This window comes from Alloalcanivorax sp. C16-2 (genome assembly GCF_046507615.1).
Lineage (GTDB): Bacteria > Pseudomonadota > Gammaproteobacteria > Pseudomonadales > Alcanivoracaceae > Alloalcanivorax > Alloalcanivorax marinus_A.
This window is the reverse complement of record NZ_JBKFTL010000004.1, coordinates 322,918-336,123: the sequence shown is the minus strand read 5'-3', so window position 1 is coordinate 336,123 and position 13,206 is coordinate 322,918. Positions and strand designations below refer to the sequence as shown.

General features: G+C 68.0%; 12 protein-coding genes. 4 read left to right on the top strand and 8 right to left on the bottom strand.

Annotated elements, in window-relative coordinates:
• The first annotated feature begins 11 nt into the window (after nt 1-11).
• Nucleotides 12-1,193, top strand: coding sequence for a hypothetical protein (locus tag ACLD02_RS16845; RefSeq protein WP_410299234.1), 1,182 nt, complete (start codon nt 12-14; stop codon nt 1,191-1,193).
• A 36-nt stretch (nt 1,194-1,229) separates the two neighbouring features.
• On the opposite strand, the gene cobD is transcribed toward ACLD02_RS16845, so the two are convergent.
• Nucleotides 1,230-2,240: a threonine-phosphate decarboxylase CobD gene (gene cobD, locus ACLD02_RS16840; RefSeq protein WP_410299233.1), complete on the bottom strand. Its 1,011-nt coding sequence runs from the start codon at nt 2,238-2,240 to the stop codon at nt 1,230-1,232.
• Nucleotides 2,237-3,163 (bottom strand): adenosylcobinamide-phosphate synthase CbiB, encoded by a 927-nt coding sequence (gene cbiB, locus ACLD02_RS16835; RefSeq protein WP_410299232.1) that lies wholly within the window; start codon nt 3,161-3,163, stop codon nt 2,237-2,239. The genes cobD and cbiB overlap by 4 nt, the downstream gene beginning before the upstream one ends.
• A 127-nt stretch (nt 3,164-3,290) precedes the next feature.
• Here cbiB and cobT point away from each other — a divergent pair, with 127 nt between their 5' ends.
• Genes cobT through ACLD02_RS16820 form a run of 3 tightly spaced genes read left to right on the top strand, consistent with a single transcriptional unit; the run spans nt 3,291 to nt 5,679 of the window.
• The gene (cobT, locus tag ACLD02_RS16830; protein WP_338015258.1) at nt 3,291-4,343 is read left to right on the top strand and encodes a nicotinate-nucleotide--dimethylbenzimidazole phosphoribosyltransferase; all 1,053 of its coding nucleotides are present in this window, start codon (nt 3,291-3,293) and stop codon (nt 4,341-4,343) included.
• Nucleotides 4,340-4,954 (top strand): histidine phosphatase family protein, encoded by a 615-nt coding sequence (locus tag ACLD02_RS16825; protein ID WP_203106061.1) that lies wholly within the window; start codon nt 4,340-4,342, stop codon nt 4,952-4,954. Before cobT ends, ACLD02_RS16825 begins: the two co-directional genes overlap by 4 nt.
• Nucleotides 4,951-5,679 (top strand): adenosylcobinamide-GDP ribazoletransferase, encoded by a 729-nt coding sequence (locus ACLD02_RS16820; RefSeq protein WP_410299231.1) that lies wholly within the window; start codon nt 4,951-4,953, stop codon nt 5,677-5,679. The genes ACLD02_RS16825 and ACLD02_RS16820 overlap by 4 nt, the downstream gene beginning before the upstream one ends.
• A gap of 81 nt (nt 5,680-5,760) precedes the next feature.
• On the opposite strand, the gene cobU is transcribed toward ACLD02_RS16820, so the two are convergent.
• The 6 genes from cobU to ACLD02_RS16790 form a co-directional block, all read right to left on the bottom strand.
• The gene (gene cobU / locus ACLD02_RS16815) at nt 5,761-6,285 is read right to left on the bottom strand and encodes a bifunctional adenosylcobinamide kinase/adenosylcobinamide-phosphate guanylyltransferase (protein ID WP_410299230.1); all 525 of its coding nucleotides are present in this window, start codon (nt 6,283-6,285) and stop codon (nt 5,761-5,763) included.
• Nucleotides 6,286-6,297: 12 nt separating this feature from the next.
• A complete protein-coding gene (locus tag ACLD02_RS16810) occupies nt 6,298-6,738 on the bottom strand; it encodes a MarR family winged helix-turn-helix transcriptional regulator (protein WP_203106056.1) in 441 nt (146 codons plus the stop codon).
• 289 nt (nt 6,739-7,027) lie between these two features.
• A complete protein-coding gene (locus ACLD02_RS16805; RefSeq protein WP_410299229.1) occupies nt 7,028-8,917 on the bottom strand; it encodes a choice-of-anchor I family protein in 1,890 nt (629 codons plus the stop codon).
• Between the two features lie 488 nt (nt 8,918-9,405).
• Nucleotides 9,406-11,082, bottom strand: a complete 1,677-nt coding sequence (locus ACLD02_RS16800) for an AMP-binding protein (protein WP_410299228.1) — start codon at nt 11,080-11,082, stop codon at nt 9,406-9,408.
• Between the two features lie 273 nt (nt 11,083-11,355).
• On the bottom strand, nt 11,356-12,249 hold the full coding sequence (locus tag ACLD02_RS16795) for an ABC transporter permease (RefSeq protein ID WP_203106052.1): 894 nt from the start codon (nt 12,247-12,249) through the stop codon (nt 11,356-11,358).
• Nucleotides 12,246-13,202 carry an ABC transporter permease subunit gene (locus tag ACLD02_RS16790; RefSeq protein ID WP_203106050.1) on the bottom strand — a complete coding sequence of 319 codons (957 nt, stop codon included), beginning with the start codon at nt 13,200-13,202 and terminating at the stop codon, nt 12,246-12,248. The genes ACLD02_RS16795 and ACLD02_RS16790 overlap by 4 nt, the downstream gene beginning before the upstream one ends.
• Nucleotides 13,203-13,206 lie beyond the last annotated feature (4 nt).

The window sequence follows — 13,206 nt, the reverse complement described above, 5'->3', positions numbered from 1 at the left end:
AGGTGACAGCCATGCCCTTGCTGAAAAAAATGTCGGCGGCGATGCCCGCCAAAACCCTGTGTCTGACGATTCTGGCCGGCCTGGCCCTGGCCGGGTGTGGCGGCGGGGGCGGCAGCGATGGCCCCTCGGTGATCGACACTTCCGGCGACGTGGCGGTGATCGCCACGGCGGCGTCCGATTATTCCTCCGGCGCGGTGGAACTGATCGATGTGCAGGAGGGCACCAGCTCGGGCAGTTACCACCCGACTATTTCCGACATCGCCGTTTCCGCCCGTGGGCAGCACTACTATCTTTATGAGCGTTATCAGTCGGACACGGTAAAAAAGGTCGACCTCTCCAACCCGGGCGTGTTCGAGTGGGATTATTCCGCCGTGGACGGCAATGACTCCAATTCCAGCAACCCTTACACCCTGGTCTTCGCCGCCGACGACAAGGCCTACCTGATCCGTTATGGCAGCGAGACCGCCTGGATCGTGGACCCCACCGCTGATTCCGAGCAGGACTTCAAGATTGGGGAACTGGATCTGTCCGCGTACACCCCGGCGGATACCACCGGGGTGCCGAACATGGCCGCAGGAGCGGTGGTGGACGGCGAGCTCTTTATCGCCATGCAGCGTCTGGACTCGGCGTATCAGCCCACCAACACCGGTTACGTGGCGGTGTTCGATACCGAAACCGACCAGGAAATCGACACTGGCATGGGGCAGAACGGCCTCAAGGGTATCCCGTTGATCGGCCATAACCCCATGGCGCTGATTCATCACCCGGATCTGGGCCTGCTGGTCCAGAATCAGGGTTCCTACGCACCGGATTACACCGGCGGCATCGACGTCATCGACCCGGACACCTACGCCATCGAACAGCGCCTGGACGACACCGCCCAGACCGGATTGGTCGGCAGCGTGGTGGTGGTGAACCAGGACACCGGTTTCTACCTGGCGTACAACGGCTGGCAGGACATCACCCTGAAAGCCTTCAACCCCGGCACCGGCGATGTGGGCGACACCATTGGCGGCCTGAGCGGCATGGATCTTCGTACCATGGCGCTGGGCCCCCAGGGCAATCTGTGGATCGGCGATGCCACCAGCAGCGATCCGGGCCTGCGCGTGCTGGACGTGGACTCCGGGGATGAGCTGGATTTCATCGCCACCAGCCTGCTGCCCATCGACATCGCCTTCGCCAAGGAAGACTGAGGCATCCGGGTCACCCCATCGCGGCTGAAGCCGCTCCTACCGCACAATCAAAGCTTCGGCCAGTGCCGCCGCCAGGCGGCGCCAGCCGGCCTCGTCGCCGGGCAGGCCCAGGCGCAGGCCGGCGGGGGTGTCCCAGAGGCGGGTGAGCACCGCCCGGCGGGCCAGGGCGTCGTGGTGGTGGGCGGCGTCGGCGGCGGGGCACCAGGCGAACAGGTCGCTGTCGCCTTGTGGGGTCAGGCCGTGGTCGCGGAGCAGGGCGTCCAGCCGTTGGCGGTCGGCGTGCAGCCGTTGCCGGGTGGCGTCTTGCCAGGCGGTGTCAGCCAGCGCCGTGGCCATCACATGTCGGGCCGGGTGGCTCAGCGCCCAGGGGCCCAGTCGCTCCGCCAGCGCCCGGCATAGGGCCGGTGGCCCGGCCATCAAGCCGGCGCGCAGGCCGGCCAGGCCGAAGAACTTGCCCAGGGAGCGCAGCACCACCAGGCCCGGCGCGCCCAGCGCCGGCGCCAGGGAGGCGAACGGGCTCGCCTCGATAAAGGCCTCGTCCACCACCAGCAAGCCGTCCCGCTTCGCCAGCGCCCGGTGCCAGCGGAGCAGGGTGTCCGTGTCCAGGCCGGCGCCGGTGGGGTTGTTGGGGTGAATCCACACCAGGGCGTCCAGGTCCGGCAGGGCGGCGGGCACCTGTTCCGCCGTCAGCGGGATCACCTGGTGGCCGGCCCGGTGCCAGGCGGCGGCGTGTTCCCGGTAGCCGGGTGCGGGCACGCCTACCCGGCCCGGGGCGCGCAGCAGGGGCAGGGTCTGCAGGGCGGCCTGGCTGCCCGCCACCGGCAGGCAGCCGGCGGGGTCGGGCAGGCCGAGCCAGGCGCGGGCGATGTCCTCCAGGCCGTCGTCCTCCTCCGGAAGCCGCCGCCAGACCCGGGTCGGGATCGCCGGCACCGGGTAACCATGGGGGTTGATGCCGGTGGAGAGATCCAGCCAGTCCGCGGGGGGAATGCCCCATTGGCGCGCGGCCTGGTTGAGACGGCCGCCGTGCTCCGGTCGCGGGTCGGTCATGGGCCGGCTCCCAATAGCAAGGCAAGCAGCAACGCCAGCCCCAGCCACAGGATCAGGGTGCGCCGCACCAGGGTCAGGGCCGCGTCGATGGCGGCGGCGTCCGGCGCCGGGCCCTGGCCCAGCCAGGGGCGGTTTTTGAGCGCGCCGTGGTAGGGTGCCGGGCCGCCCAGGGTCACGCCCAGGGCGCCGGCGCCGGCGGCCATTACCGGGCCGGCGTTGGGGCTGTCCCAGGGCGGCGCCTGGACCCGCCAGCAACGCAGCGCCGGGGTCAGGTGGCCGCACAGGCCGTAGCTCAGGGCGGTGAGCCGGGCCGGCGCCCAGTTGAGCAGGTCGTCGAGGCGGGCAGCGGCCTTGCCGAAGCGCTCATAGCGGGGCGTGCGGTAGCCCCAGAGGGCGTCCAGGGTGTTCACCACCCGGTGCAGGATGACGCCGGGCAGGCCCGCCACCAGAAACCAGAACAGGCTGGCGAACACCGCGTCGGCGCCGTTCTCCAGCACCGATTCCGTGGCCGCCCGGGCCACGCCTTCGGTGTCCAGGGCGTCGGTGTCGCGGCTCACCAGCAGGCCCACGGCGCGGCGCGCCGCCGGCAGGTCGCCGTTGGCCAGGGGCGCGGCCACCGCCCGGGCATGCTCCGCCAGGCTGCGCGTGCCCAGGGCCAGCCACAGCCCCAGCACCTGCAGCGGCCACAGCAGCCACGCCGGCAGCCACAGGGTCAACGCCAGGGCGATCAGTACCGGCGGCAGGGCCAGCAGAGCCACCGCCAGGACGCCCCGGGCCAGGTCGCCGTTGGCCTGGCGGTTGAGGTGGCGTTCCAACCCGCCGGCGGCCCGCCCCAGCGCCACCAGCGGGTGCCCGCGACGGGGCTCGCCCAGGGCCCGGTCGAGGGCCACGGCGGCGAGGGCGGCGAGGGTCAGGCTCCACATGAGGCGGCATCCGGGCAATGAAAAGAGGCGCAGTGTAGCGGCAAGCGGTTACCGAAGGCACCTTGACAGTGCCGGGAGCCGGGAAGAGGATTGGCCCGCTTTCGTCATCACCCAGAGAGGAGCCCGAGTGACCGATACCGCCGCCTGGCAAGCGCCCATTGCCGCCCCCAGCGAGGCCCACCGTGACCGGGCCCTGACCCGCCAGGCCCGCCTCACCAAGCCGCCGGGCTCCTTGGGCAGGCTGGAGACCGTGGCGGTGGAACTGGCCGCGTTGCAGGGCGCCGACCGGCCCGATGTGGACCCGGTGGCGATCACCGTGTTCGCCGCCGACCATGGGGTGTGCGCCGAGGGCGTGTCCGCCTTTCCCCAGGCGGTGACCGGGCAGATGATCGCCAACTTCGTGGCCGGTGGCGCCGCCATTTCGGTGCTGGCCCGGCAACTGAATGCCCGTCTGGAGGTGGTCAATCTCGGTACCGTGGCGCCGCCGCCGGCGGGCGACGGCGTGGTGGACGAGACCATCGCGGCCGGCACCGACAACCTGGCGGTGCGCCCGGCGATGAGCATGGAACAGCTGGACGCGGCCCTGGCCGCCGGTGACCGGGCCGCCGCCCGCGCCGCCGACCAGGGTGCGCGCCTGTTTATCGGCGGCGAGATGGGCATCGGCAATACCACCAGCGCCAGCGCCGTGGCCTGTGCCCTGCTGGGCAAGCCGGCGCGCTCGCTGACCGGGCCCGGTACCGGCCTGGATCGCTATGGCGTGGGCCGCAAGGTGGCGGTGATTGAACGTGCCCTGCGCCGCCACGCGGACCCTCGTGATCCATTGCAGGCGCTGGCCTCGGTGGGCGGTTTCGAGATCGCCGCCCTGGCCGGTGCCTTCATCGGTGCCGCTACCCGGGGGCTGGTGGTACTGGTGGACGGTTTCATCGTCACCGTGGCCGCCCTGGCGGCGGTGCGCCTGCGCCCGGAGCTGCGCCCCTGGCTGCTGTTCGGCCACCGTTCCCGGGAGCCGGGCCACGCCCGCCTGCTGCAGGCCCTGGAGGCGGAGCCGCTGCTGGATCTGGAACTGCGACTGGGCGAGGGCAGTGGTGCCGCCGCCGCGGTACCCTTGCTGCGTCAGGCCTGCGCCCTGCATAACGAGATGGCCACCTTCGAGGACGCTGGCGTCGAGGCCGGTTCATGACCACCACCTGGTTCGATCTGCTGCGCCATGGCGAGCCGGACGGTGGCCCCCGCTATCGGGGCCACCGGGACGACCCGCTCAGCGAACTGGGCTGGGAACAGATGGGGGCCGCCGTCCGCGACAACGATCACTGGGACCATATTCTCACCTCCCCCCTGGCCCGCTGCCGGGCCTTCGCCGAGACCCTGGCCGCCGAGCGCGGCCTGCCCTGCACCGTGGAACCGGGCTTCAAGGAAATCTCCTTCGGCGCCTGGGAAGGCCTGACGCCGGCACAGGTGGATGAGCGTTTCGGCGACAGCCAGGACCGTTTCTGGCGGGACGCGGAGCGCCATTCCCCGGACGGCGGCGAGCCGATCCAGGGGTTCCATGAGCGGGTGGGTGCCGCCTGGCATCACTGGCGCCAGGCACTGGCCGGCCAGCGTGTGCTGCTGGTGTGCCACGGCGGTGTGATCCGCATGGTGCTGGCCCACGTCACCGGGCTCACCCCGGGCCGCGCCCTGGGCGCCTTCATGGTGCCCTACGCCAACCGCTCCCGGGTGCGCCTGGACGATACCGAGCACGGCCCGCTGGCCTGTCTGGTGCAGCACGGCACCCTGGAGCCGGCGTTATGAACCGGGAGCCGGCACGGCTGGCCCTGTCCCTGCTCACCCGGCTGCCGGTGCGGGTGGCGACGCCGGTGGACGAGCGTGACCAGGGCCGCTCGGTGGCCTGGTACCCGGCGGTGGGCCTGTTGATCGGCCTGCTGCTGTGGGGCCTGGCGTCGCTGCTGGCGTCGGCGCCGGCGTGGCCGGTGGCGGTGCTGGTGCTGGCGGTCTGGGTGGGCCTCACCGGCGCCCTGCATTTGGATGGCCTGGCGGACAGTGCCGACGCCTGGCTGGGCGGCTACGGCGACCGGGTCCGTACCCTGGCGATCATGAAGGACCCCTACTGCGGCCCCGCCGGGGTGGTGGCGGTGGTGCTGGTGCTGCTGGCCAAGGCGGCGGCGCTGGCGGTGTTGATCCCGGTGGCGCCGCTGGCGTTGCTGGTGGCGCCGGTGCTGGGCCGGGCCGCCTGCGCCGGCCTGTTCCTGGCGTTGCCCTATGTGCGCGAGCAGGGTCTGGGCAGCGGCGCCGCCCGGCATCCGGCGCGGCGCGCGGTGAGCCTCGCCATGGTGGCGGCGGCGCTGCTGGCGGTGCTGCTCGGGCAGTGGCTGGTGGTGCTGGTGGCCGGCGCGATGTTCGCCGCTGCAGTGGCGCTGATGCGCCGCCGGCTGGGTGGTTTCACCGGTGATACCGCCGGGGCTTTGGTGGAGACGGTGGAGGCCTTGGTGTTGTTGGTGGCGGCGTTAATGCTTTGAGGAGAGGATCGCGACTGAAGTCGCTCCTACGAGGAGGGGTACGTTGTAGGAGCGACTTCAGTCGCGATCACCCGGCGCGGCCTATTGGGACAGCGCGGCCCCCTTAAGCACCAACGGCAGGCCGGCGGCGGTGAGGATGACCCGCTCCGCGCGAGCCGCCAGATCCTGATTCAGCCAGCCCAGCTCGTCGGCGAAGCGGCGACTGAGCGGGTCCATGCCCACCAGCCCCAGTCCTACCTCGTTGCTGACGATGATCACCGTGCCGGGCCAGTCCGCCAGCGCGTCCAGAAACGCCCGCCGCTGTTGTTCAAACACGGCGTCGCCGGCGTGCAGCAGGTTGCTCACCCACAGGCTCATGCAGTCGATCAGGATGCAGGAGGCACTGCCCGCCCGGCCGGTCAGGGCGTTGCCCAGCGCCAGGGGTTCCTCAAGCAGATCCCAGTGCGCCGGTCGCCGTTGTCGGTGGCGCCGGATGCGCTCGCGCATTTCGCCGTCGCCGGGTTCGGCGGTGGCCAGGTACAACACGGTGGGGTGAGCGGCGGCAAGCCGTTCCGCCAGGGCGCTCTTGCCGGAGCGAACACCGCCCAGAATGAGATTGGTGGCCACGCCGGGGAAAGCTCAGATGCCCAGGCGGCGGGCCATGGTTTCCATCACCCGGCGCCAGGCGGCGGCCCCTTCCGGGCCCACTTCCTCGAAGGCGTGGATCAGCAGATCGTGCTGGATACCGGTCAGACGCTGCTCCAGCTCGCTGCCGGTTTCGGTGAGGGACAGGCGTTTGACGCGCTTGTCGGTGGCATCCCGGGTCACCGCCACCAGCTCCTTTTCCACCAGGGTCTTGAGCGGCTTGTGGATGGCCTGTTTGGTCAGGCGCATGGTGTCCACCAGTTCATTGACGCTGAGTTGGTCATTGTGGCCGATGAAGAACAGCAGACGGTGGTGAATGCGGGACAGGCCCTGGGTCTTGAGGATGCTGTCGGGTTCGGCGACAAGTCCCCGGAAGGCGAAGTGCAGGGTTACCAGATTCTGATTCAGGCTCTCCCGCGAAGCGTCGTCGGTCATAATAGTTTCACCACCCCTAAGTTATCGCTATAGGTCACCGAGGTTGACCTTCAAACTTGCCCCATGCAAGCCTTATTTAACCGAGTGCCTGGCGGTTTGGCGAGCATGGGCGCGCGGGGAATGTCCTCGACGGTGACACCATCAACGGATTTTTCCCCTATCCAAAACAGCGCAGTGTACCGGATTCATGGTCTGAAGGCGTGAACGGGGGCGGCGAAAATGTATCGCGCTGTCGGACGGTGCGACGGCAGGAAAGGGGCGGGCGCCAAGGCGCCCGCCCGGCGGCTGATCACGGGTATTGCAGGTTCACCTGGTACACGGCGGTGGTGCCGCTGACCTCGTAGCCCACCACCAGCAGCGGGGTGTCCCCCGGCGCGTCCTTGGCGGGGATGAACACCAGGCCTTCGGGGCCCAGATCCCCGGCGGCGGCCAGCACCGATTCGGTGTCCTCGGTGGCCCAATCGTCGCGGGTGTTCAGGTAGTCCACGCGCACCGGCGCGGCGGGGTCGGTGATATCGTAGACCAGCACGCCACCCATGCGCTCCAGCCCCAGGAACAGGAAGGTCTTGTCGCCGAGATGGGCGAGGGTCAGGCCCTCCGGCTCCGGGCCCTTGGCGTCGCTGCGGCTGTCGAAGGCGTCGCCTTCGTCGTGGCCGGAGTTGAAGTAATCCTTGCAGTCCAGGGTGCGCTGGGTGCCCAGCTTGCACTCGTCGCTGGCCAGGAACCGTTCGATGGCGTCGCCGGAGTCGAACACCAGCTCCCCGTCCTCGCTCCAGATCGAGAAGGAGCGGCCACCGTAGGCGTACAGTTGATCGTACATGAGCCGGTCGCCGTTGGCGTCATCCTGGACGCCGGCGGCGGTGAACAACATCGGGTCGCCGTTTTCGTGCTTGCGGTAGCCCTCGGTCCAGGTGATGTTCAGGCGGCCCAGCACCTCGTCATCGCGGCACTCGCCCGGGTCGCCGGCGCTGGCGCCACAGTAGGCGAAGGTGTCCGGGTTGAGCAGGCCACCGGCGCCCAGGGCACGCAGTTGCGGTGGCAGGTCGTCGCCACAGCGGCGGTCGAAGCCGCTGGCGTGGACCAGGTGCTTGACGCGGAATTCCTCCACGAAGCCCTGGCTGGCGTCGCCGGCGCAGCCGTCTCCCTCGGTGCCCCAGTAGGCGTCGTTGTCCTCGCCCCAGGCACGGGCGTCGCCTTCGTTGGCGGTGACCAGGTAAGTCCGGCCGCCGGCCTGGTAGGCATAAATGGCGTCCGGCTGATACAGGCCGACCACGCCGGGGTAGGCGCGGATATTGATGGCGTCATCCTCATCGCTGGCGTCGATGCCGTTGCCTTCCTGGCCCAGATCCTTCTCGCCCAGGGGCAGGATGTCGGTGACCGTGGCGCTGGCGATGTCCAGTTTGGCCAGGGCATTGTTTTCCTGCAGGGTCACCCAGGCGGTGGCGCTGTCGGCGGACACCGCGATGTATTCCGGTTCCAGGTCCTCGGCGACGCTGGCGCCGGGGCCGTAGATGCGCACGCCGGCGGCTTTCAGGTCCGCTTCCTGGCCGTCGAAGGCGGTGAAGGTGGCGCGGTTTTCCACCGGCTTCTCCGGGGTGCTGATGTCGATGACGCTGATCGAGCCTTCCGGGTCGACACTGTAATCGTCGTTAGGCTCGCCTTCGTTGGCGGTGAGCACATAGTGGCCGTCCGGGGTGAACGCCACCATGTCCGGCAAAGCCCCCACCGGCACGAAGCTGATACGCTCCAGGGTGTTGGCGTCGTACAGGGCCAGGAAACCGGTGTCGGTTTTGGTGCCGGCCTGCACGGCGATCGCCACCAGGTCACCCTGCACCGCCACGCTGTTCACTTCCGAGCCGGCGGAGATGTCGCCGGTGAGCAGGGTGTCTTCCAGGGTCGGGTTGGCGGGGTCCGCCAAGCTCATGATGTCCAGGGCACCCTTGTTGGCGTTGACCACGAACAGACGCTGGGAAGCGGCGTGGTAGGCGGGGATCTCCGCCGCTGATTGGTCGAACTGGCCACTGCCGTGACGGCCCAGGAAGCTGAGCTTCAAGCTGGAGGGCGTGGGCTCCGCCGCCGGCGGGTTGGCGCCGTCGTCGTGATCGCTGTCGCCGCCGCAACCGGCCAGAAGGGTAGTGGCCAGCACGGTGCCGGCGCCAAGGGCAAGCCAGGGTTTCATGAAAACACCTCGTCATTATTCGTTCACGGATACCCGGGTAGTGGGCCGCAAACCCATGACAAGGGGATGACGATTTTTTGAAGAACGGCGGATCGCCAACGGCGGGGCTGAAAAGTTCCGGGACATTATGTCCAATGTGAATGGCGGTTTGCCTGACCTAGACTTGGGCTGATATTTCACGCCTGGAAAGGGTCGGAATGGAATGGATCCCGGTAGTTTTCATTACCTTCAAGGTCGTCGTGCTCGGCACGGGCATGTTCTTCGCCATCAAGTGGCATTACGACAAAGGCAAGAAAAAGAAAGACGAATAGGCGCCGGACGCCAGACGCCAGACGCCAGACGCCAAGTCAAAACCCGGTACGGCAGTGTTTGCGGGTTCGCAGAAACGCTTTTGCGAACTTGACAAGCCTGGCGGAGCCCCCGATTTTTTCGCGTCCAGCGTCCAGCGTCCAGCGTCCAGCGTCCAGCGTCCAGCGTCCAGCGCCCCCTCAATCGTCCTTCAGCAACCGGCGCAACACCTTGCCCGCCGGCGTGGCCGGCAGCTTGTCGATAAAGGCAATCTGGCGCGGGTACTTATACGCGGCCATATGTTCCCTGGCCCAGTCGATCAGCTCGCTCTCGCTGACCTTGCCCTGGTGCCCGGGCTTGAGTACCACGAACAGTTTCACCGTTTCGCCACGCTGATCGTCGGGTATGCCGATGGCGGCGGACTGAGCAATGGCCGGATGATCCAGCATCAAGGCTTCCACGTCCTCCGGGAACACACTGTAGCCGGAGCACTTGATCATTTCCTTGATGCGGCCGGTGAAGAACAGGTAGCCCTCCTCATCGAAGTAGCCCACGTCGCCGGTGTACACCGCGCCGTCGCGCAGGGTTTCCGCGGTAGCCTCGTCACGCTTCCAGTAGCCCTTGAACACCGCCTTGTTGCGCACCACGATCTCGCCGCTCTGGTTCGGCGCGCACTCCGCGCCGGTGGCGGTATCGACAATGCGGATCTCGTTCTCCGCCATCGGCACGCCGCAGCTGCCCCACTTGATGCGGTCCTTGGGCATGAAGGTGTCCGAGGTGTGGGTCTCGCTCAACCCGTAGGCGGCCTCGTGGGTCTGGCAGCCGGTGAGCGCCTTCCATTCAGCGGCCAGCGGCTCGGTCAGGGGAATACCAAAGCTGGTGCAGGGGTTATTGGTCAGCGACGTCAGGTCGCGCTTTTCCACGCCGGGGAAATCCAGAATCGCGCGCAGCATCGGCGCGATGCTGTACCAGTTGTTTACCCGATAGTGCTCGATGGCATCGATGGTGGTGGCCGGATCGAAGCGCGCCAGGATCACCAGGGTCTGACGGGTGTACACCGGCTGGTAGACGCCGAAGTTCATGCCGGCGATATGGCACAGCGGCGCGATGCCCAGGCTCATGGTGTCCTCGGCCATGCGGTTGGCACGGAAGGAGGCCGCCATCTTGAACAGGCTGGACCCGTAACTGAGCATGGCGCCCTTGGGACGGCCGGTGGTGCCGGAGGTGAAGGTCATCAGCCCCACGCCTTCCCACAGGTCCACCGGTTCGAAGTGTCGCAGCGGCGCGGTGTGGGTCAGAATCGTGCTCAGGTCGTCGGTTCCCGCCGGGCAGTTTTCCGGTTCGCCGAGCAATTCCTTGGGCACGGCGAGGCTGGGCGTGGCCGGCAGATAATCACCATAGGCGGTGCTCACCACCGTGGCCAGGGTCGGTACCTGGTCGCGCACCTCGGCGACGATCGGATACAGATCCCGCGCCACCACCAACGCCTTGGTCTCCGCGTTGCTCAACTGATAGGCCACCTCGGCGGCCTTGTACTGCGGATTCACCGGCGTGACCATGGCGCCCAGCGCCTGCACCGCGTAATGGGCGAAAATGTACTGCGGGCAGTTCTGCATGAACAACGCCACCCGATCACCGGGCCCCACCCCGTGCTCACGCAAATGCGCCGCCAGCCGCCGCACCGCGTCCCCGGCCTCGGCCCAGGTAATCTCGGTACCGTAGTAAATGTAGGCGATCCGCTCCGGCACCTCCTCGGCGTGCTGGAACAGATAATCGTGCAGCGGCTTTTCACCACGAAGATAGGACACGCTGTCGCCGGCCCAGACGGAACCGGGCACCGGCACCGGCTCGAACCCGGTTGCGGAAACGGTGGACATCTTTGTTCTCCTTAAACTCTCAAAAACCTTTGGCGCGCGCAGGAAGCCGAACGCCGAATGACCGGTAGCGCCAGCGGCATCGCGACTGAAGCGGAATGCCGCCCAGTCGCTCCTACCGGAAAGTGCACCGCCTCGTAGGAGCGACTTCAGTCGCGATGCGGTTGGCACCGCCGTTGATCGCGGCTGAAGCCGCTCCTACAACCCCATCCAATCCACGAAGCCACGCCGAGACGCGTCCCCGCTGGAGGGTCCAAACGACCAACGAAGCCGAAATCACCCATGCCCCCGCGCCGTCGGGTCCAGAGCGGTACGCAGGGATTCCCCCAGCGCATTGAAGGCCACGGCCGTGATCATGATGATCAGCCCCGGCGCGTACATCTGCTCCGGCACCAGCGACATATACAGATAGCCACGAGCGATCATGGCGCCCCAGCTCACGTCCGGCGGCTGCACCCCCAGACCCAGGAAGCTGAGGCTGGCCTCGGCCAGCAACGCCACCGCCAGCAGCAGAGTGCTCTGCACGATCACCGGCTGGATCGCGTTAGGCAGCACATGGCGCCCCAGCAGCCGCAACGGTGACGCCCCGAAGCAACGCGCCGCGTCCACGTACAGCTCCTGACGCACCACCAGCGTACGGGCGCGAATCAGCCGGGCGATCTGCGGCGCGAATACCAGCCCCACGGAAAACATGGCGTTGGTCAGGCCGATGCCCATGGCACCGGTCACCGCCACCGCCAGGATGATCGCCGGGAACGACAGAAAGGTATCGATCAGGCGACTGATGGCCACATCGGTCCAACCACCCACGAAGCCGGCGATCAGGCCCAGGGGAATGCCGATCAGCAACGCCACCGACACCGCCAGCAGGGCCGCGTACAGGGAATTGGCGCCACCGTGGATCAGCCGGCTGAGCACGTCCCGGCCGAGATCGTCGGTGCCCAGCCAGTGGGCCGCCGACGGCCCCTCCAGCATATGCTCCAGATCCTGGTGGGCCGGGTCGTAAGGCGCTACCCAGGGCGCCAGCAAGGCGGTGCCGAGAATCAGCACCAGCACCAGCAAACTCAAAGCGGCGCGCGGATCGCCGCGCAGCCAGCTCAGCACGCGCCGGGCCAGGCCCGGCTCGTCGGCGGCGTGGCTGGACGAAGAAGAAACGGAGGCGGTGGTCATGCGTGAATCCTCGGGTCGAGCACGGTGCAGGCCAGGTCGGTGCACAGGTTCACCAGAATCACCGTCACCACCATGGCGAGCACGGCGCCCTGCACCACCGGAAAGTCGCCCTGCAGCACCGCGTTGACGATGGAACTGCCAATACCGGGAATGGCGAACACCGCTTCCACCACCACGGTGGCGGCGAGAATCTTGTTGAACAGCAGCCCCACCACGGTGAGCAGATTGACGCTCACGTTCTTGAGGCCGTGCTTCCAGAGAATACGAGCCGGGCTCAGCCCCTTGGCGTGCAGCGTACGCACATGCTGGGAAGACTGGATCTCCACCAGCGAACCGCGCAGCTGCCGGGCCACCTCGGCGATGCCGTTGGTGCACAGCGCCAGCGCCGGCAGGGTGGCGTACCAGAGCGCGCCGCTGAAATCCTCCAGCGGCGACACGAAGCCGGTGGCCGGAAACCACTGCAGCCCCAGGGCCAGGAACAGCACCAGGATCATGCCAAACCAGAAATTCGGCACCGCCACGCCCAGGGAGGCGGCCCCCATGATGGTGCTGTCCAACGGCGAGCCGGCGCGGGTGGCGGCGAGAATACCCAGCGGCACTCCCACCAGCACCGACACCAGCACCGCGTAGACGGCGATCAGCAGGGTATTGGGGAAGGTGCGCGCGATAGTGTGCGCCACCGGTTCACCGGACAGTAGCGAGGTGCCCAGCTCGCCCTGGGCGGCGTGCGCCAGCCACTGGCCGTACTGCACCAGGAACGGCTGGTTCAGGCCGTAGGCCTCGCGGATTTGTTGGATGCGTTCCATGGAGGCGTTTTCGCCGGCCAGGGTCACGGCCACGTCACCGGGAATAAGCTGCATCAGGCAGAACACGATGAAGGTGGCCAGCACCAGAATCGGCAATGCCTGCAGCAGCCGGGCAGCCACCATGCGCTGTTTGACGCGGTTGGCCACGGGA